13 protein-coding genes, 2 tRNA genes and 6 pseudogenes are annotated in these 18,629 nt (G+C 55.2%); 9 read left to right on the top strand and 12 right to left on the bottom strand.

All coding sequences use genetic code 11. From position 1 onward, the window contains the following. Positions 1–10 precede the first annotated feature (10 nt). The 3 genes from IPJ12_00105 to IPJ12_00095 all read right to left on the bottom strand — a co-directional run bounded on the left by IPJ12_00105 (position 11) and on the right by IPJ12_00095 (position 2,955). Positions 11–2,575, bottom strand: a complete 2,565-nt coding sequence (locus tag IPJ12_00105) for an ATP-binding protein (GenBank protein MBK7645614.1) — start codon at positions 2,573–2,575, stop codon at positions 11–13. A gap of 165 nt (positions 2,576–2,740) precedes the next feature. Further along, positions 2,741–2,817 (bottom strand) — tRNA-Arg (locus tag IPJ12_00100). 61 nt (positions 2,818–2,878) lie between these two features. Further along, positions 2,879–2,955, bottom strand: a tRNA-Arg gene (locus IPJ12_00095). Positions 2,956–3,020: 65 nt separating this feature from the next. Between IPJ12_00095 and IPJ12_00090 the strand changes: the two genes are divergently transcribed. Beyond that, positions 3,021–3,287 carry a biotin/lipoyl-binding protein gene (locus tag IPJ12_00090; GenBank protein ID MBK7645613.1) on the top strand — a complete coding sequence of 89 codons (267 nt, stop codon included), beginning with the start codon at positions 3,021–3,023 and terminating at the stop codon, positions 3,285–3,287. Positions 3,288–3,320: 33 nt separating this feature from the next. Here IPJ12_00090 and IPJ12_00085 read toward each other — a convergent pair whose 3' ends face one another. From IPJ12_00085 to IPJ12_00070, 4 genes are all read right to left on the bottom strand, one after another. Further along, positions 3,321–3,662, bottom strand: coding sequence for a BON domain-containing protein (locus IPJ12_00085; protein ID MBK7645612.1), 342 nt, complete (start codon positions 3,660–3,662; stop codon positions 3,321–3,323). Positions 3,663–3,830: 168 nt separating this feature from the next. Continuing rightward, entirely contained in the window at positions 3,831–5,246 is a 1,416-nt protein-coding gene (locus IPJ12_00080) for a sigma 54-interacting transcriptional regulator (GenBank protein MBK7645611.1), read from the bottom strand. Continuing rightward, entirely contained in the window at positions 5,243–5,788 is a 546-nt protein-coding gene (locus IPJ12_00075; protein MBK7645610.1) for a permease, read from the bottom strand. The genes IPJ12_00080 and IPJ12_00075 overlap by 4 nt, the downstream gene beginning before the upstream one ends. Before the next feature lie 13 nt (positions 5,789–5,801). Further along, positions 5,802–7,205 carry a HAMP domain-containing protein gene (locus tag IPJ12_00070; GenBank protein MBK7645609.1) on the bottom strand — a complete coding sequence of 468 codons (1,404 nt, stop codon included), beginning with the start codon at positions 7,203–7,205 and terminating at the stop codon, positions 5,802–5,804. A gap of 356 nt (positions 7,206–7,561) precedes the next feature. Here IPJ12_00070 and IPJ12_00065 point away from each other — a divergent pair, with 356 nt between their 5' ends. The 3 genes from IPJ12_00065 to ettA all read left to right on the top strand — a co-directional run bounded on the left by IPJ12_00065 (position 7,562) and on the right by ettA (position 10,562). Next, positions 7,562–8,119: a polymer-forming cytoskeletal protein gene (locus IPJ12_00065; protein MBK7645608.1), complete on the top strand. Its 558-nt coding sequence runs from the start codon at positions 7,562–7,564 to the stop codon at positions 8,117–8,119. Between the two features lie 77 nt (positions 8,120–8,196). Next, positions 8,197–8,784 (top strand): N-acetyltransferase, encoded by a 588-nt coding sequence (locus IPJ12_00060; GenBank protein MBK7645607.1) that lies wholly within the window; start codon positions 8,197–8,199, stop codon positions 8,782–8,784. 113 nt (positions 8,785–8,897) lie between these two features. Then, positions 8,898–10,562 (top strand): energy-dependent translational throttle protein EttA, encoded by a 1,665-nt coding sequence (ettA, locus tag IPJ12_00055; protein MBK7645606.1) that lies wholly within the window; start codon positions 8,898–8,900, stop codon positions 10,560–10,562. 179 nt (positions 10,563–10,741) lie between these two features. Here the strand turns inward: ettA and IPJ12_00050 are convergent, their stop codons facing one another. Then, on the bottom strand, positions 10,742–11,020 hold the full coding sequence (locus IPJ12_00050; protein ID MBK7645605.1) for a hypothetical protein: 279 nt from the start codon (positions 11,018–11,020) through the stop codon (positions 10,742–10,744). 112 nt (positions 11,021–11,132) lie between these two features. On the opposite strand from IPJ12_00050, the gene IPJ12_00045 reads away from it, so the two are divergent. The 3 genes and pseudogenes from IPJ12_00045 to IPJ12_00035 all read left to right on the top strand — a co-directional run bounded on the left by IPJ12_00045 (position 11,133) and on the right by IPJ12_00035 (position 14,593). Beyond that, complete coding sequence (locus tag IPJ12_00045) at positions 11,133–11,966, top strand: SAM-dependent methyltransferase (GenBank protein MBK7645604.1); 834 nt, start codon at positions 11,133–11,135, stop codon at positions 11,964–11,966. Between the two features lie 6 nt (positions 11,967–11,972). After that, positions 11,973–13,862: pseudogene (locus IPJ12_00040) on the top strand (U32 family peptidase). A 51-nt stretch (positions 13,863–13,913) separates the two neighbouring features. Next, positions 13,914–14,593 (top strand): annotated as a pseudogene (locus tag IPJ12_00035) (zf-TFIIB domain-containing protein). A gap of 49 nt (positions 14,594–14,642) precedes the next feature. On the opposite strand, the pseudogene IPJ12_00030 reads toward IPJ12_00035, so the two are convergent. Beyond that, positions 14,643–15,115, bottom strand: a pseudogene (locus IPJ12_00030) (OmpA family protein). A gap of 52 nt (positions 15,116–15,167) precedes the next feature. Next, positions 15,168–15,722, bottom strand: a pseudogene (locus IPJ12_00025) (YaeQ family protein). Between the two features lie 91 nt (positions 15,723–15,813). Between IPJ12_00025 and IPJ12_00020 the strand changes: the two are divergent. Beyond that, positions 15,814–16,340 (top strand): annotated as a pseudogene (locus tag IPJ12_00020) (DUF3617 family protein). A 27-nt stretch (positions 16,341–16,367) separates the two neighbouring features. Then, positions 16,368–16,820, top strand: a pseudogene (locus IPJ12_00015) (rhodanese-like domain-containing protein). Positions 16,821–17,762: 942 nt separating this feature from the next. On the opposite strand, the gene IPJ12_00010 reads toward IPJ12_00015, so the two are convergent. Both IPJ12_00010 and IPJ12_00005 read right to left on the bottom strand, forming a co-directional pair. After that, positions 17,763–17,951: a hypothetical protein gene (locus IPJ12_00010; protein ID MBK7645603.1), complete on the bottom strand. Its 189-nt coding sequence runs from the start codon at positions 17,949–17,951 to the stop codon at positions 17,763–17,765. A 557-nt stretch (positions 17,952–18,508) separates the two neighbouring features. Further along, positions 18,509–18,629 (bottom strand): IS1595 family transposase (locus tag IPJ12_00005; GenBank protein MBK7645602.1); only part of this gene is annotated, 121 nt, incomplete at its 5' end.

Below are 18,629 nucleotides of genomic sequence, written 5' to 3'. Positions count from 1 at the left end.
GTGTAACACACTATATTTCAATTTCACGCTTCAAGTGCCCAGCCAATGAATTTCCATTATGCAACCAACCATCTTGTCCAGTCAGCTGATCAACTCGAATCTGCCACGATTCCGCCAACACAGCTAGGATAGTTCCGAAAAGCTCGGTTTTCTCACATGAAGGCCAAAGGTCAGCCAAATTGCCAATTTTGTCTTCATTTCCAGAAATATAGCCTGGACGGTCTGACTCATGGTCACCGTCCAATACGATGATTAACTCATCTTGAGTTCGATCTTTCGAAGCTGACCATTTTTTAATAGCTGTCCAAGGGCCGGTGTTATATGCGAAGAATACCGATTGTTTGCCTGATAACGTTGTAAGCAATTCGCGACAACTGACTTGTCTCAGATCCCCAGGGACTTTAAGCAAACTCACCCAAGGAACAGAAGACTCTTTGAGACATTGGGCACCATATGCCCGAACACAAAAACAGAGGTGATCAAGCTGAGTGATTAGAAACTCATTTCTACCCAAAGAGTCTAGATGTTCAACAATCATCGGCCGTATGGCCTCACGCGCCTGCTCCATGATCATGGAGACATCTGCATCTAACGCTTGCCGACGACTTGCATCCGGCGTCACATTATCAACGTCAATCACACCTGAGAATCCATAGGTACGAATCGCCTGAAGTGCTAAACCTTTCAAGCACAGCAGACTCTCACCGGTTGTACTAGCCAAAAGCCTGACATTGTCATTTCTATACTCAGGCCAAATATCCCACGACGGAGCGAAGTCATCTCCTCCATAACGGATTCGGCCGCGTCGATAATGCAAGTAGCGGTCGTGAATGTCATCGATTTTTGAAATCGGTGATCGATTTTCTCCAAGACGGGTTAAGGCATTATTTACCCAATTGTGGAACTCATTTGGAGAAACCGATGAAAACCATCCACGGGATATATTTGTTGTTTCCCCATCAACGGTAACCTTTATTGGATGATTGAGAGCCGGGGCATATATCCTAACCATTTCACCCAATTTACCCAGAGACTCTAAAACCCTTGGCTTAAGTTTGATGGAAACTTTCGTTCCACTACCTGGGACAACTCCAATTGACCGCAATTCACCACGGCGTCCTAATCCACTTAATGTTAAGGAATGACGAGCTTCGCCAGCGCGGTTTGATTCAACTACAACAGTATCACCAAGCATAAATACAGAGAGAAATCCAATACCAAATTTACCCGCAGGCTTGTATCCAGCAGCATTTGGGAAATCAATATAAAATTGGGATGACCAATAGTCAGATGCGATTGCGATCAGAAAATCTGAAATCACTTTCTGCGACATTCCAACTCCGTAATCAATAATCTCCAGAACTGGCTGCTCACCTGACCTGAGCGATATTTCAATAGGCAAATTCAATGCGGCTTTTTCGTACTCAGAAGTAGTAATCGCAGCTTTTAAGCCAACAGCATCTCTAGCATTCTGAATTAACTCTCTGACAGCAGCTAGAGGATCGGGGCCATATAAAGACTCTCCCGCAAGCAGTTGTACTAGCTTAGAAATCGAACCAGCACGAACGTTTACTTCTATAGGAAGAAATCCCGACGTTGGTATTGAGATCGCCGCTGCTTCTGGCGATTCAGCGCCACGAACCCCCTCGAGTGAAAATCGATTACAGCTTGATGTCCGACGATCCAAATACCGCTTGACCGCACGAATTTCAGCGTCTAGGCCTCGCAAAAGATCGTAATAAAGCCACCATGCATCTACGTCGGCAACCTTCCTCGATGAGCGATATTCAAGGCTATTTCCGTTTCTATCAGGACCATCAACGTTCTCTTGAGCCAGCCAGTGAACCAAGCTATCGGAAGGCAACTGTCGCAATACTCTATCTATCGTGGGAGCTCGATCTCGATTAATGTGTGCGTAGTCGACAATTCGTAAAATACATGCAATCAAACCTAAGTCACCAGACCGCCCCCCTGGTAACGAAACAGACTGCAGGCGACCAAACTCATGGTCTAGCTTCTCTAAACTCCAGTGATGGCTTGCTGCAATTCGCCCGCAGTCCATCCCCCAGGCATCCCTTATTTGCTTGGGTTCAATTAAATAAATATCTGTTCCTGGAATACTGCCAGTCGCTAATTCAATCGCCGCAGACGCGTGAATAGAACGAACTGCAACGCTCAAAGCGGCTGCCTGAACATCTTCCGACAATTGCTGCTCAGTTGGCATCGACGCTAGATACCCTAACCAAGGCTTCGATTCTTTCAGACTCTTTATACCTTCATCTGTAGCAGCGTATGCCATACCGATATCATGAAGATAAAACCCCGAGGCCAAAATAAATCCCTCCGCTGGCGAAAGGGTGTTTATTTCATCATTAGTAAGAACTCGCCCTGTGACACCCCATAACGCATCCATGTGACGAATTGAATGATCAGTAAACCTAGGGACTGTTCTATCAATAGTGGCAGCAAGTCGAATTGCATTGGCCCGCAACAATGAAAGGCTAGCCAGCAATTCTGCGTCACTGGCAATAACTGAATACAGTTGCGATTGTTGAATAACCAGGGGGAAATCCATTGGTGTCCTTAGCCATATACCCCCCGTCCAAGTAACACGGGGGGCTATGAATACATGGAAAACGGCAGATTACGCGGTTTGCATGAAGCGCTCAAGGAAAAGACCAGCTCAAGCGAAAGTCAGAAAACAAAAAAGCCACCCGAAGGTGGCTTTTTCATGAATTTTTGGTGCGCCCGGAGCGATTCGAACGCCCGACCCCTTGGTTCGTAGCCAAGTACTCTATCCAGCTGAGCTACGGGCGCACACCTAAACTGCTTTTTACTGCTGCTGCCGATTTTTTCAACCTTCGGCGGGTTGTTCTGCTGGTGCGCCCGGAGCGATTCGAACGCCCGACCCCTTGGTTCGTAGCCAAGTACTCTATCCAGCTGAGCTACGGGCGCACTGTCAGAGCGGCGCATTATACGGAGGCCCGCGTAGAATGCAAGGGTTTCGAGGAAATTAGCCGATGAGTTTCGCCTTTGTTCGCATGCCGAAATACCCTGAGTGCTGGTCGAGTTGTGGCTCGTGCGCGAGCGGCGATGTGTTCATTCTTGAGGTTTTGGTCAAGACAGGCGACTTGGTGGCCCGCGAGGACAATATTCTGACGCTGGAGACCGGCAAGGTGGCGCTGGACATTCCCAGCCCGCAGGCGGGCTTGGTCGTTCAGGTTCATGTTACAGAGGGCGATACAGTCGATGAAGGCGCGCTACTGATAACGCTGGAAACCGTCTAAGCAGCCGACTCAAGGGGGTATCGCCCTCTTTTGTCACTTTGGGAGGTCGACCTCCATGGCGTTGCGTACTTCACGTACGCCACGCACGCCGCTGGCCAGGTCAAGCGCCCGGCGCAGCGCATGTTCGTCAGGTACCGTGCCGGCTATTGTGACGACGGCAGATCTGGACAGGATGCGGAATTGCGAGCCGGTAAGGCCTACGTCCGTACGCAACACGGTTTCTACTTTTTCGGTGAGCGCTGCGTCGTGGACTTCGTTGTTGGCGATCAGGGCTGCGACGGCTTTGGGGTCGTCGGTGGCAAAGGCAGAGAGGCCGAGGCCGGCAAAGGTTGCGGCAGCGGTAAGGCTAACCACCATCAGGTGACGTTTGATCATGGCAAATCCCTTCTTTTGTTGATTGCAATTCATCATTGCGAACTTCGTGCCATGTTTAAATTATTCATATAAATCAAATAATTGGTTTTAATTGCTGATTTTTAAGCTGTGGATTCAGTCGTTGCGGAACGACAAGTGTTTTTGAGCTTGTCTGTATCCGGCGTCGTGTCATGCGATACCGGGACGTTCGCCGCTCGAAAACACCGAATCTCCTTCGCTGCGGAACATGGCGGGCGTCAGGTCGTGCTTTTGCAACAGACGGTAGAACTCTGTCCGGTTACGTTCAGCCAGACGCGCGGCATCGGCGACATTGCCGTCAGTGAGTTTGAGCAACTGGACGAGGTAATTGCGCTCGAACCGCTGCTTGGCTTCGGCATAGTTCAGGGCATCCATGGGCGGTACGCGTAGCGCGCGCTGAACTAGGCTGAGCGGGATGAGCGGCGTTGAGGTCAGCGCGCAGCTTTGTTCCACAACATTGAAGAGCTGTCGGACATTGCCCGGCCAGGCGGCGGTGGCAAGGGCTTCAAGGGCTTCAGGGGCAAATCCGTTGACCGGCTTGCCGTATTTGCCGGCGAGCAGTTGCACAAAATGGGAGGCCAGCAAGGGAATGTCTTCACGCCGCTCATCGAGGCGCGGCAGGTTGAGCGAGACAACGTCAAGACGGTAGTAGAGGTCTTCGCGGAACTGCCCTTGCGCCATGGCGGCGTCGAGGTCCCGGTGTGTCGCCGACAACAGACGGACATCAACCGGCTCGGCCTTGGTAGTGCCGACCGGGCGCACGACGCGCTCCTGCAGCACGCGCAACAGCTTGACCTGCAGGGCGAGCGGCATGTCGCCGATTTCGTCGAGAAAGAGCGTGCCACCATTGGCGGTCTGGAACAAACCGACGCGGCTGGCGCCGGCACCGGTAAACGCGCCCTTGGCGTGACCGAAAAGTTCGGATTCGAGCAGTTGTTCCGGTATGGCGCCACAGTTGATGGCGACGAATGGCCCATTGGCGCGCGGGCTGGCGCGATGGATGGCGCGGGCCAAGACTTCCTTGCCGGTGCCGCTTTCGCCGCGTATCAACACGCTGGCGTCAGAGGCAGCGACCATACGCGCTTCGGCCATCAGTTCGGCCATGCGGCTACTGCGAAAGATGACGCCAACCATCCACGCATCGTCGCCACGCTTGCCAGTGATACCGAGATCGTCACCGGATGGCGAGGATGGCGCCGAGAGTTGCAGGGCGCGGTCGATTTTTTCGAGCAGTATCTGGCTATCGAAAGGCTTGGTCAGGTAGCCGAAAACGCCGCGTGATGTGGCATCAACGGCATCCGGAATGTTGCCGTGTGCCGTGAGCAGGATGACGGGCAGCGTCGGCCGCGTCCGGCGGATTTCTTCAAACAGCGCCAGGCCGTCCTGACCGGGCAGACGGATGTCGCTGACGACCACGCGCGGAGGGTCGATGGCAATCTGCGTCAGCGCCTGCTCGGCGGAGCCAACTGCGGTAATTCGGAAGCCCTTGGCCCTCAGGCGCATGGTCAGCAGCTTCAGGATGTCTTCATCGTCGTCAACGACGAGTACGTGGGCGCCAGTGCTCATCGTTTTACTCCTTCCGGCCTGACCGCACGCGGTCGGGGAATCAGCGTTCGTTCGATATTGGCGAGGCTGTCGAGCTTGTCCTGAAGTTCAGCCGCTTTGCGCTGGCTTTCCTTCAGTTGCGAGTTCAACTGCTGCACCTGCTTTTCGAGCTGATATTCGAGTTTTATCCGCTCCAGATAGTTGTCGGCAACCTGCCGGGCCAGCGGATGAAACGGCACGGCAGCAGGGTCGTTGGATTTGAGGATGCTATCAAGGAGTGACAAGCCCTTGCCCAAATCCTGCTGAACCCGCGGATGGCCGAGCAGCATCGCCATTCTGATCTGCGTGTAGGGAATCTGCTGAACGGCAACCAATATCATGCGCTCCCGGCCAAGTTCAGCCGGTGTCATTTTTGCGAGGCCCTGGTAATACACCAAGGCGGCCTCCGGGGTTATTTCGTCAGCATTCGAGACCTTCTTGACCAGCGGTGCCATACCGCCGGTACAACCAGACAAAATCAGAGCGAAGAGCAGTCCGGCGACGAGACTCTTCAGGATGCAAATAGAACAATGGTCGTTACTGTGCATCAGGTATTTCCACACAAAAATGGGCGCCCGTTGCTTGCGGAACGAGAAAAACCGCGCCTCCCATAGCTCGCACTAGTTCGCGAACGATAGAAAGTCCGACCCCGCTGCCCTGCCGCGGTGCCGGTGCCATACGTTGTCCCTGAACAAAGGGATCGAAAATCCGTTGCCGATCTTCGTCGGCAATTCCCGGTCCCTGATCGATGCAGTCGAAGTGCCAGAGGCCATCTGCATGGCTGACCAGCAAGCGGATCTCGCCTTGTTCGGGACTGAAATCGATGGCGTTGGACAGTAGATTGTCGAGCACGATGGCCATCTTTTCGGCGTCGAGCATGGCGGCTTCATCAGGCGCCTCGACGACGATATTCAATTGCCGCGACTGGCTGTGCAACTCCCGGCGTTGAACCACGGATGCCAGCAGCTTGCGCGGCTTGACCGGCGCAATCTGCAGGCGTCGTGCTTCAAAGGCTGCCGCGTTAAGCGTCAGCAGACTCTCAATTTGCTCCTGAAGACTTCCCACGTTGTGCTGGAGTATCTCGACAACTTCACGCTGCCCTGCTGCCAGTGGTCCGGGCACTTCTTCACGCAACAGGGAAACGCCCTCCTTTAATGCAGTCAGCGGCGTTTTCAGTTCATGCGAAACATGGCGTAGCGCCCGCTCGCGATCTGCTTCCAGTTCAGCCAGGCGCTGGCGCAGCCAGTCAACCCTTTTGCCAAGCTGGCGCAAGTCAGCCGGCCCGCCCACCGTAACCGCTTCGTCGAAGCGGCTTGCGCCTAGACGAACGATTGCCTGTTCAAGGTGGCGAACCGGCCGGACAAGCCACCATCCCATTGCCAATGCTACAAGCAGCGCCCCCACCAAAGCCAACCCGATTCGCCCACCCAGGCGTAGTCGATTGGCTTCCAGTTCGTCCAGCGACTTCCGGCTCTCCGCTTCTATCCACCGTTGCCCGGCTTGTTTGAGCAGACCGTCAAGCTCGGCCATCCGGGACAGCAAGGGAAGGATTTCTGCTTGCGAAATATTTTGATCCAGACCGCTGCGCAATGCCGAGGCAACCATGCGCCACCCGCCCAGCAGGGGTAGTAGCGGTTCTGCGGCCAGACCGTCCAGCCGATCAACGACGGCCAGCGACTGGGTAAGATGCTCATCGAAACGCTGCCGGAAAACAGGGTTATCCAATACGAGATACTGGCGGGCACTGCGTTCGATGTCGACGGTACGCTCGCCAAGCTCCTGAACCGAAGCCATTAATTGGATGGCGCGATCGCTGCTCTGCCGGCTCTGGTCGACCAGATGCTCCACCACTAGCCAGCTTTGTACCGCCGCTCCGCCAAGTAGCAAAACGATCAATGCAAAGCCGAGCAACATGCCTTGGCGGAAGGAAATTCTGTTCATTCGGGTTCTGTGGAATAAAACTGGAGTTTAAACCGCAACTACTTTGCTGAAAGATTGGCCAACCGGATCATTCCGGATAATCACCACCAAAACAGTTGATATTTAACTCAATATATTCAATTTGTTACACATTTGTCGCAAAACCACGACAGCTTATAGGTATAGACTGGCAGCGTTTTAGGAAATTAGCAAAAAAATCTGTCGCCATTTCACGACTAAAGATGAGTAAGTAGTTAATATTAACTTTATATTTAATCTTCAAACCATTGTTTTAATGACAATTATTTTACATGGCATGCTTCTCGCAATGAGCTTCCGGACAGTCAATCGTCGAAAACCTCAATACGGGAGTCAACATGTTCAACAAACCCAGTCTCACCAACCGCAATGACGCCATCACCCGCAAGGAGGTCAATAACATCCTTGGCAGTGGCAGCAATCTCAACCCCCCATCGACAACGACCAGCACGACATCGACCCCAGTCACTCAGCCTGAAAAGACCGAAGCTGCCAGCGCACCGGAAGCTGTCATCGGCGCGCGACTGATCGTCGGCCCGGATGTCAAGCTCAAGGGCGCCGAAATTCTTGATTGCGACACGCTCGTGGTCGAAGGTCGCGTTGACGCAACCATGGATAGCCGGGTGATCCGCATCGCTGAAAACGGCTCGTTTTCCGGCAAGGTCAGTATCGACATTGCGGAAATTCACGGTACTTTTGAAGGCGAACTGACCGCACGTTCGCAACTCATTATTCATGCGACCGGCAAGGTTCATGGCAAGATTCGCTACGGCAAGCTGGTCATTGATGAAGGTGGCGAACTGTGCGGCGATATCAGCACGCTTTCCGCCGAAAAAACCAATCAGTTCCACCTTCGTGACGAGGCAGTCAAACCCCTCGCTGCTGTGGCTGGTTGATTCCTAACGTCGCTCCTCATAGAATGTCGCCTATGCAAATCGTCATACCCTCAGGCTCCACGCCATCAGCCGGATTCATGTCCGCGCTAATGTCATCTGTGGGGAGCGGTAACTCTTTCGGTGCAAATGTCGATTTTGATTCGCAGGAACTGACTGTTGCACCTGCCGTCACCTACCAACAGCATCGCGCCTGCGCAGCATTGGTTCGCCGAATGTATTCCTGGCGTGGGTATCGGCTTTCCCCACCCCGCCAGCTAATCGGCGATCCGAATCATGCGACGCTTGGTGGCTGGCTGGATGGCGAACTTGTTGCAACGATGACCACTTCCCGTGATTCAAGCGCCGGTTTGCTCGTCGACAAACTTTACGCGGACGAAATGGCCAAGCTGCGCAAACCGGCCCGCGTCATTTGCGAAGTTACCCGACTGGCCGTTGACAGTGAAGCCAACGATCCGGCGTTACTGAAATCACTGTTCCGCTCCACCTACAAATATGCCAAGGCAGTTTTTGGCGTGACAGATGTTGTCATTGAAGTTAACCCGCGGCATGCAGGGTACTACCGTCGGGAATTCGGATTTTCTCAGGTCGGCGACCTCCGCACCTGCCCCCGGGTCAACGCGCCGGCGGTTCTACTGCATCGATCCATGGGCAATAGGCGACTCTAGGTTTCTTTCTTGTTTCGGCAATGGCCAGCTCCCGAGCACCGGGAGGCTGGCCATTTGCTTTGAAGGGCCGTAGACTCGCGCATCATTAATATTTACGACTACAGGTAGGTTCAATGGCTCAATACGTTATGTCCATGCTGCGCGTCAGCAAGATCGTCCCGCCCAAGCGGCAGATCATCAAGGATATTTCCCTCTCCTTCTTCCCCGGTGCCAAAATCGGCCTGCTCGGTCTGAATGGTTCCGGCAAATCGACCGTGCTCAAGATCATGGCCGGGGTGGACAAGGAATACGACGGCGAGGTCCAGCATCTTGCGGGCGTTTCCATCGGTTATCTGCCACAGGAGCCACAGCTCGATGCCGCCAAAACGGTACGCGAGGAAGTCGAGTCGGCTTTGGGCGAAGTAATGCAGGCCCAAGCCAAGCTGGATGAGGTTTATGCCGCCTATGCCGACCCGGAGGCCGATTTCGACAAGCTGGCCGAGGAACAGGCCCGCCTTGAGGCAATCATTTCCACTGCCGGCTCGGATACCGAGGCACAGATGGAACTGGCTGCCGATGCGCTGCGCCTGCCGCCTTGGGATGCCGTAATCGGTGTGCTCTCCGGCGGAGAAAAGCGCCGCGTCGCGCTGTGCAAGCTACTGCTCGCCAAGCCCGACATGCTGCTGCTCGACGAACCAACCAACCACCTGGACGCCGAATCAGTCGAATGGCTGGAACAGTTCCTCGTCCGCTTCCCGGGCACTGTCGTCGCCGTCACCCATGATCGCTACTTCCTCGACAACGCCGCCGAGTGGATTCTCGAACTCGACCGTGGTCACGGCATTCCGTACAAGGGCAACTATTCCAGCTGGCTTGAGCAGAAGGAAGCCCGCCTGGAGACCGAAAACAAGCAGATCGACGCCCACATGAAGGCGATGAAGCAGGAACTGGAATGGGTTCGCTCCAATCCCAAGGCTCGTCAGGCCAAGAGCAAATCCCGTCTGTCACGCTTCGAGGAGTTGTCGAGCCAGGAATACCAAAAGCGCAACGAGACGCAGGAAATCTTCATTCCGGTCGGCGAGCGTCTGGGTGGCAAGGTTATTGAGTTCAACGGCGTCACCAAGTCGTTTGGCGACAAGTTGCTGATGGATAACGTCAGCTTCACCATTCCGGCTGGCGCCATTGTCGGCATCATCGGCCCGAACGGCGCCGGTAAATCGACGCTGTTCAAGATGATCACCGGGCAGCAACAGCCGGATTCCGGCACGGTCGACATTGGCCCAACTGTCAAGATGGCCTACGTCGATCAGTCGCGCGATTGCCTTGATGGCAGCAAGACCGTCTTCGAAGAGCTGGCGCAGGGCAGCGATATCCTGCAGATCGGCAAGTTTGAAATGCCGTCACGCGCCTACATCGGCCGCTTCAACTTCAAGGGTGCGGATCAGGGTAAGCAGGTTGGCAATCTGTCCGGTGGTGAACGCGGTCGTCTGCATCTGGCCAAGACGCTGATGACCGGCGGTAACGTCCTGCTGCTCGACGAACCGTCCAACGACCTTGACGTGGAAACCCTGCGTGCGCTGGAAGACGCCCTGCTCGAATTCCCCGGCTGCGCGATGGTCATCTCGCACGACCGCTGGTTCCTCGACCGCATCTGTACGCACATCCTGGCAGCCGAAGGCGATTCGCAGTGGAATTTCTTCGAAGGCAACTTCCAGGAATACGAAGAAGACAAGAAGAAGCGTCTTGGCGAAGAAGGTGCCAAGCCGAAGCGGATTCGTTACAAGCCGATTACCCGCTAAAAAACCAATGGCCAAAATTTCGATTTTGGCCATTTTTTCCGGTAGACCGCGCCCCGAAGGAAGCACCCTTGGGGTGTAGGAATCACGCTAACGCCGGAAAGAGAATGCAAAACGGGCGCCGCTTGGCGCCCGTTCTTTCTTCCTCCCCCCGCCAATGCGGAAGGCTGAAACTGAAATTCTTAGTGCTTCAGATTAGCAGAGAAAACTGCCTTTGACTTCTCGGAAAACTGAAATTCATTAAAAGCACGATCGATTTCGGCTTCGTTGCGGCCTTCGGAATGATCTTCGAAGTTGATGCCGATCAGCTTGCCATTGGCGGCCAGCGTCTGGAAGGCAAAACGCCACCGTTGTGCTTCAGCCAGGCGCTCGCGCAGTTCGGCTTCGTTGGAAATCGTAATACCGGCTTTCTTCAGTGAATCCAGGAATTGATCGAAGGATTCGTTGCTCAGACTGCCCATTTATGTCTCTCCGTTTATATGCGGTGTTTGGTCACCATGAGCCTAATAACGACTCGACTTTGATTCGGTTGACACGAAAGTGAGAGAAGTTTGAATGCGATAATGTCGCCCCATGAAGAAGCCAAATACCACCGCCGACATTCCTGAAATCCGCCCCGGGCAGTCCATCGAACTGCTCAAGGAACTCCACATCCTCACCCGTGACGGAAAGCTGAATCAGGACACTCGGCGCAAGCTAAAACAGGTCTATCACCTCTATCAATTCATCGAACCGCTGCTGGATGGCGCCGAGACACTGGTCGACCATGGGGCCGGCAAGTCCTATCTCGGATTCATCCTCTACGATCTCTGTATCAAGAATCGCGCCAGCGGCGAGATCATTGGCATAGAAACGCGCCAGGAGCTGGTTGAGAAATCCCGCGAACTGGCCGCCAGGCTTGGCTTTGAGCGCATGCGCTTCCTTGCCTGCACGGTAGAGGATTCACTAACAGCGCCTGAGTTGCCAGCCAGCGTGGATGTCGTGACAGCGCTACACGCCTGCAATACCGCAACCGACGATGCCATCCGTTTCGCGCTGACCAAGAACGCCCGCCATATCGTCCTCGTCCCTTGCTGTCAGGCCGAAGTCGCCGCCACCATGCGTGCCCGGAAGAACGAATCGCTGTCGCAAAAACCGCTGTCTGAACTTTGGCGACACCCGATCCACACCCGAGAGTTGGGCAGCCACCTGACCAACGTGCTGCGCTGCCTGTTGCTGGAGTCGCACGGCTACGACGTCACCGTCACAGAACTGGTTGGCTGGGAACATTCGATGAAGAACGAACTGATCATCGCCTCAAAACGCGAAAAAGGCAGCGGCAATCCCCGGAAAAATGCCCGCGAACGGGCCGAAGCCATCCTGCACGAGTTCAATCTCGAAGAACTTGCCCCGCGTTTCACGTACTAAGGCGCCATGACCCGCATTCAACACCCCCTCGAACTCCTCGCGCCGGCCAAGAACGCCGATTTCGGCATTGAAGCCATCAAGCACGGCGCCGATGCTGTCTATATCGGCGGCCCGGCTTTTGGTGCCCGCTACGGCGCCGGCAACGATGTCGCCGATATCAAACGCCTGTGCGATTTTGCCCACCGCTATCGCGCCAAGGTCTTTGTCGCGCTCAATACCATCCTGCACGACGACGAACTGGACGGTAGCCGTCTATTGGCCTGGGAACTCTACGAAGCCGGCGCTGACGCACTGATCATTCAGGACATGGGTTTGCTGGAAATGGACCTGCCGCCCATCCAGCTCCATGCCAGCACGCAGACCGACAATCGCAATGCCGACAAGGTGAAGTTTCTTGAAGATGCCGGGTTCTCACAGGTCGTTCTGGCGCGCGAATGTAGCTTAAACGAAATTATTAACATTGCCTCACAAACCAATGTTTCATTGGAGTATTTTGTTCACGGCGCACTGTGCGTTGCGTTCAGCGGCCAGTGCTACATCAGCGAAGCCCACACCGGGCGCAGTGCCAATCGCGGCGAATGTTCGCAGCCTGCCGCCTGCCCTACACGCTGGTCGACGACAAGGGCAAGACGATCACCGAGAACCAGCATCTGCTCTCGATGAAGGACAACAACCAGACCGACAACATGCTGGAGCTGGCCCGCGCCGGCGTCTGCTCCTTCAAGATTGAAGGGCGGCTGAAAGACCTCAGCTACGTCAAAAACATCACGGCGCATTACCGCGCCCTGCTCGACGAAATCATCGCGAACAATCCCGAATTTACCCGCGCCTCCAGCGGCCGCAGCACCATCACCTTCACGCCGCAGCCCGACAAGACCTTCAACCGTGGCTACACCGACTATTTTGCCGGTGGCCGCCAGGACGACATCGGCGCCTTCGATTCGCCGGCTTTTGTCGGCGAGTTGATCGGCGAAGTCGTCGACATCGGCGATGGCTTTTTCACCGTCAATGCTGAAAAGCCCTTCCACAACGGCGACGGCGTGTGTTTCTACAACAGCGAAGGCATTTTGATCGGCATGCGGATCAATCGCGCCGATGGTAAAACCTTGTTCCCGGCCGAGATGCCGGAGGAATTGACTGAAGGCGCCACCCTCTTCCGCAACCGTGATCAGGAATTCGAGCGCTCGCTGGAGAAAGAATCGGCAGATCGGCGCATTTCGGTCAAACCAGTGCTGACTGAAACCGAAGATGGCTTCACATTGACGCTGACTGACGAAGATGGCGTAGCTGCTACGGTCAACCGGAAAAATGGGCCAAAATCGGAATGGCAACTGGCCCAAAATCCCGAGGCAAGCCATGGCCAAGCTCAAGGAAAACCTGGGCAAATTCGGCAACACGATGTTCGTCGCCGAACCCGTCGAGCTAAAGCTGTCGCAGCCGTGGTTCCTGCCGGTCAGCGCCATCAACGCCCTGCGCCGCGAAGCGACCGAACAGCTCGAAGCCGCCCGCATAGCCAGCCACCCGCGCCCGCCGCGCGCCCAGCCAGCCACCAACCCGGTGCCCTACCCGCAGGAAGAACTGACCTACCTCGGCAACGTGTTCAACATCAAGGCCCGCCAGTTCTACGAGAAGCACGGCGTCAAGCTGATCGAGGAAGCCTACGAGGCCGGCAACGAAAAGGGCATGGTCTCGCTGATGATCACCCGCCACTGCCTGCGCTACAGCTTCAACCTGTGCCCAAAGGAAGTGAAGCACCTCAAGCCGGATCCGATGACGCTGATCAATGGCAGCGAAAAGCTGATCCTCAAGTTCGACTGCAAGGCCTGCGAAATGCACGTCGTCGGCAAGATGAAGAAAGGCGTCAAACTCAATCTCGGCACCATCCGCCCCATCTGAAAGCGGTGCTTGCACGATGAAACCGATCCCCTGCCCTCCTGCCGGCAAACCATGGTCAAGCAACGTTTTGAGCGCCTGCACCATGGTGAAGTCGTTCTTGATTTGTGTTTTCCTGCCAGGGCATCTGGTTTGACGAATTCGAAAGCGTCCAGATCACACCGGGTGGCATCGTCGAGTTATTCAAGCTGCTGCACGAACACCGCGACGACCAGCGCATTCCGCTTCGCGAGCCGCTCCAGTGCCCGCGCTGCAACGAACGCCTGCTGCATGGCCTGGATGTCGCCAAGCACGGCGGCCAGTTCAACTATCACCGTTGCCTGCAAAACACGGCCGCTTCACCACCTTTGCCCAATTCATGATCGAAAAGGGCTTCGTGCGGCAGCTTCATCCGGCAGAAATCAACGAACTATCGGCCAAGGTCGGCATCATTCGCTGCATGGGTTGCGGTGCGCCAGTCGACATCCGTAAGGATCACGCCTGCAGCCATTGCCGCGCGCCGATCACCATTCTTGACCCGCAAGCCATCGAACAGGCGCTCTCCCGTTTTCACCATGCCGAAGAACGCCGCACGACGCGCGATGTTGAGGCGCTGGGCGACGCCATCGTCATGCGAGAGAGAGAAATCACGCCTGAAGCGAATGAAGCAGGAACCGGAAAATGCAGGCTTGATCGACGTCATCGACCTCGTTTCGGCCGGCGCAGAATTTGTCTGGCACCTGATCAGGCGTTGATCAAGCATAAAAAGGCGAACCGCGGTTCGCCTTTTTCTCCACTCAAGAATTACTGAACGCGAATCTCGACGCGGCGTCCCTTCTTCTGCACTACCCGTACCCACCGTTGATTCCGGCTTGCGCATCTTGACGCGCTCCATCGCAACACCACCGGCTACCAGCGCATCGCGTACCGACAGGGCGCGCTGCTTGGCCAATTCGGCATTATGGGCGGGATCGCCCGATTGATCGTGAAACCCGGAAAGCAGCACGATAGCGTTCGAGTTGGTGGCCAGCGCTTCCATTGTCTTGGCGACGACGCCCTTGTCAGCCTCATCCAGCGTTGCTGCGCCAACCGCAAAGTAGATCTTGGCCAAGGCGTCGCCCACCGGCGCGATCTCGGCCTGCTCAACCATGCGTGGCGGCTGGCTTGACGTTCTTGCCGGCGCTCGCGCCATAAACTACTGCTACGACGGCCAGCACGATACCGGCCAATACCCCCACGATTACCGCTGTGGATTCGTCTTCATCATTTGCAGCCATAGTCACCCCTTGGTAAGAATTCAATCGAAAACAGGAAACATCTCGCGATTCTCTATGCCGAATCGCTATAAAACAGAATTCTTGGTGCCAGTTCAACATGGCCGTCTTCGCCACCCAACCAGATCACACCATCCTGAATCGTGCATTGCAGGCGCATGCCGCGTGCCGCCAGCGAAGCTAGCGCCTTGCCCTCCTCCACGCTCACCGAAAGCACGCGCAGATTCTTTGCCCCGAGACCTTGCCCTGCGTCTGTTGCCACCACATTTCAGCGGTCCGGCCACCGTAACTCAGCACCATCACGTGCCGCGAGCGGTTACAGGCCCGGCGAATGGCTTTTTCATCCGGCAGACCGACATCAACCCAGCGCTCGATACTGCCGGTCGGATCGAGCTCCTGCAGGTCGGCTTCATCCTCCGTTGCCGACAGGCTCGCGCCCGAAGGTCAAGGTTGCCGACGCATTCAGCGCAAAAGCCAGTAGGCGAACCATCATTCGCTCGTCGGTTTCCGAGGGGTGACGGGCAATGGTCAGCGTGTAGTCGCCAAAATGCGATCGATCAAGGTCGGCGAGTTGTAGTTCGGCCTTGAAGATGGTGGATTTGAGCGCCATGCCGGTTCCCGTAAAAAGCGCGGATTATCCCATGACGCATTCTCCAAAGCAGACTACGATTATCACTAGCCAATCTTCCGGAGATTCCGTCATGAGCCCACTGCGTATCCTTCCCCTGTTGCTCGCCAGCATCTTCGCCGCTCAGGCCGATGCCGCAGACGCCCCTCGCCGTAAATCCGGCCTGTGGGAAATGAAAACCCAGATGGCAGGCATTCCCCCGCGGGCCATGCAGATGTGCGTCGATCAGGCCAGCGATAACGTGATGCAGGAACGCACCAAGGAAAAGGTCAATTGCCCGGTCATGGATATCAGTCGCGGCGTCGGCAAGGTGACCATCCATGCGGTCTGCAAGCATGAAGGCGTGACTAGCACCAGCGATTCAGTCATCACCGGCGATTTCGACTCTGCCTACCGTAACGACATGGTGATCCGCTACGATCCGCCACAGCATGGCATGAAAGAAATGAAGATGGTTCAGGAAGCCCGCTGGCTCGGCCCCGCAAGGTTGGCCAGAAACCGGGCGACGTGATCATGCCCGGAAAGCAGAAATTAAACATGCAGGAAATGATGAACGATCCGCAGGTACGTGCAATGATGCAGCGCCAGCAGAAACAGTAAGTTGCCCGATATAATCAGCGTTTTCTGATGAACGAGATTGCCATGCGCCAACTGCTTCTAGCCTGCCTGTTCGCCGTCACCGGCTTTGCCCACGCCGAAGTCATCGACATCGACAACGCCCAGCTCGACAAACTGAGCAAAAGCGGCGTGCCGGTCATCGACATCCGCCTGCAATCGGAATGGGAAGAAACCGGCATCGTCGGTGGCAGCAAGCTGCTCACCTTCTTCGACGAAAAAGGCCGCGTCGATCCTGTCGGTTGGCTGGAAAGGTCAAACCTATCGCCAAGCCGAACGAACCGGTCATCGTCATCTGCCGCAGCGGCAACCGGACCAAGGCCGTCAGCCAGTTCCTCGCAACAGGGCGGTTACACCACGGTTTACAACGTCAAGAGCGGCATCAAGGGCTGGATCGGCGCCGGCGGCGCAGTCGTCCCGGCGACGCCAACCATCGCCTCCTGCAAGGCCACCAAAACTTGCTAAGCCAAACCGTCGACCGCAAACGGTGCGCCAGTTGTGAGCACTGGAGTGGTTGGCGCCAACCCGGCAGCGAGCCGGGAACCGTCATTATCGAATCCGAAACATCAGGAAGGCCTCTGCCTGGGCGGCGGCTGGGACAATTCAGAACGCCGCGCCCGCTCGGCCTGCGGGCACTGGCGAATCTGGCCAGAATTAACGCTGACGACCCCATAAATCCCACCGCGCATGTTTCCCGGTTGCGCGTTTGTGGCACTCCACGGTCAACCGGAAATATCGCCCAAAATTGAAATCTTGTCTGAGATATCGCCGGACTATCAGGGCAATACTCATCCCCATTTCATCCCCAGCCCCAACATGGGTGCTGCATTTGCAATTGATACAAAGCTGTCGCCAAGCAACAACAGTGGCCATTCACGAATTTCGCTAAGCTGGTCTAACCGCTGAGTCTTTATCCAGGGAAAATAAGCTTAGGCAGAAAATTAGCGATGTATTTCTATACCAAAACGCTTTGCCCCAACTGTAACGAGGCTATGTCCCGGATTCCGAGAAAAGCTGGATGCAGGCGATACCGGGTTCAAAGCTGTACGCCTGCCAACAATGCGATCAGCATTATTTGAGCGCTTTCGGGAAACTTCGCCCTCAAAGGACACAAAATAGCCGGCGAAAGATCGCCCGTACAGCAATCCACGGATCGCGCTCCTTCCTCGAGGAATTCGCTTCGCACATCCTGACAGCGATGAAGGGAGCACTACCTTGCTGAAGGAGGCTCTGGCGGACTGGCAAATTTTCCTGTCTGAAAAATTCGCCAAAACCTACCTGATCAGCGATGCTGGCGTGAATAGTAGCTTTTCAGATCAGCCGTAAATGGCATTGACGCTTTGACCAAGCGCTCCACCGCCAAAAATCCAGAAAACAAAATATATTTGGCCGCTTTATGCGTCTCAATCAGTGCGTAACGTAGCAGGCCAAACGAATGAAACCAACGGCACATCCATCGCTATCCCGCATGACCTCACTAATTTGATCGGCAAACGCGGATACCGGCACCCCGATCGTCATGATCTTCTGCCCAATGGTAAAACGTTCGACGCATCCCCCTGCAGCGATCAGTTGGTTACCATCATCAAGCAGCATTGGCCCGCCAGACATCCCGGCGCGCACAGCACAATCTGCAATCAAAATATTCTTGAGATCAATGCCACCATGCAGACTAGACCATTTGGCACAACGTTCCTGGGCATAAATCCCCTGTCGGCGTTGTCAATGGGGTATCCGGCAACCGTGAAGACAATCTCCGCCGAGTTTGAGGCCCCTTGGTAGAAACGGCTTGATCGGCTCAACGTCAGAAATTGTATGGACAAGTTCTATTAAGGCCCAATCGTTGGGGATGCGTTGCTGATCGAACCCTTCCGGATTAGCGCATCGTGAAATTCTGACTGGCAGCGACAACCATCCCAGTCACCGGCGCGCTTAAACGTGCATACGCGTTGGACAAGACAAATCGAACATCAGATCAGCAATTTGAACGTGCTCCCCTACCTTCGCCAACACGTGCCCAGCCGTAAGCACATGGCACGGACTGACCAAAAAGCCGCTTGCCATCGAAAGCGTGGAACCAGAACCTGAAAATACCTGCCCGACAGCAGCCAACCTGCCAGCCAGTGCTGTTCCCGTCTCCACTTTTTTCAAGGCTATGTACCCATAGTATGTTGAACCCCATCGATCCCCAAAGCGGCACGGAGGAAATCGTCAGAGGAAATATCGCGGTCGTGTCGCTCAATCAATCGTCGCCAGCCCAGATAGTTACCCAAG

The sequence above is a fragment of the Betaproteobacteria bacterium genome, assembly GCA_016709965.1.
GTDB classification, from domain to species: Bacteria; Pseudomonadota; Gammaproteobacteria; order Burkholderiales; family Rhodocyclaceae; genus Azonexus; species Azonexus amarohabitans.
The sequence above is the reverse complement of the archived record's forward strand: the minus strand, read 5'-3'. Positions and strand labels throughout refer to the sequence as shown.

Coding starts and splice junctions, on each gene's coding strand:
- IPJ12_00105 (MBK7645614.1), bottom strand. CDS start 2,575: ATGGATTTCCCCCTGGTTATTCAACAATCGCAACTGTATTCAGTTATT.
- IPJ12_00090 (MBK7645613.1), top strand. CDS start 3,021: ATGAGTTTCGCCTTTGTTCGCATGCCGAAATACCCTGAGTGCTGGTCG.
- IPJ12_00085 (MBK7645612.1), bottom strand. CDS start 3,662: ATGATCAAACGTCACCTGATGGTGGTTAGCCTTACCGCTGCCGCAACC.
- IPJ12_00080 (MBK7645611.1), bottom strand. CDS start 5,246: ATGAGCACTGGCGCCCACGTACTCGTCGTTGACGACGATGAAGACATC.
- IPJ12_00070 (MBK7645609.1), bottom strand. CDS start 7,205: ATGAACAGAATTTCCTTCCGCCAAGGCATGTTGCTCGGCTTTGCATTG.
- IPJ12_00065 (MBK7645608.1), top strand. CDS start 7,562: ATGTTCAACAAACCCAGTCTCACCAACCGCAATGACGCCATCACCCGC.
- IPJ12_00060 (MBK7645607.1), top strand. CDS start 8,197: ATGTCCGCGCTAATGTCATCTGTGGGGAGCGGTAACTCTTTCGGTGCA.
- ettA (MBK7645606.1), top strand. CDS start 8,898: ATGGCTCAATACGTTATGTCCATGCTGCGCGTCAGCAAGATCGTCCCG.
- IPJ12_00050 (MBK7645605.1), bottom strand. CDS start 11,020: ATGGGCAGTCTGAGCAACGAATCCTTCGATCAATTCCTGGATTCACTG.
- IPJ12_00045 (MBK7645604.1), top strand. CDS start 11,133: ATGAAGAAGCCAAATACCACCGCCGACATTCCTGAAATCCGCCCCGGG.
- IPJ12_00010 (MBK7645603.1), bottom strand. CDS start 17,951: ATGCTGCTTGATGATGGTAACCAACTGATCGCTGCAGGGGGATGCGTC.